The sequence below is a fragment of the Desertibacillus haloalkaliphilus genome (assembly GCF_019039105.1).
GTDB classification, from domain to species: Bacteria; Bacillota; Bacilli; order Bacillales; family KJ1-10-99; genus Desertibacillus; species Desertibacillus haloalkaliphilus.
The window spans coordinates 1-338 of record NZ_JAHPIV010000544.1; the positions used below are offsets into that span (position 1 = coordinate 1).

1 protein-coding gene is annotated in these 338 nt (G+C 44.1%); it reads left to right on the plus strand.

Annotation, left to right across the window (positions count from 1 at the left end):
* On the plus strand, window positions 1–338 hold a 338-nt coding region (locus KH400_RS23215), incomplete at both ends, for a phage portal protein (protein ID WP_217228666.1).

The following is a 338-nucleotide window of genomic DNA, read 5'->3' on the forward strand; positions in this document are numbered from 1 at the left end:
TCATCAAAGACATGATTGATAAGCGTGTTATTAACGTTGCGTCAGTAGATACTGAACGTGATGTGACGATTGACTTTATGAACAAGCCAGACGCTGATGGTATTCAAGAGAACTTCTTGGACCGCGTTATCGACATGATTTACAACAAGTCAAACGTCGCCAACTTCAATGATGATGTGTTTGGTAATGCGTCAGGTACTTCGCTTGAATTTAAGCTGCAGTCAATGAGTACGGCAGCAAACATGAAGGAGCGCAAGTTCAAAATGTCGTTGCGCCAAATGTGGCGCTTGGCATTCACGATTGGGGCAACATTGCCGCTTGATACTGGTGATAAGGAC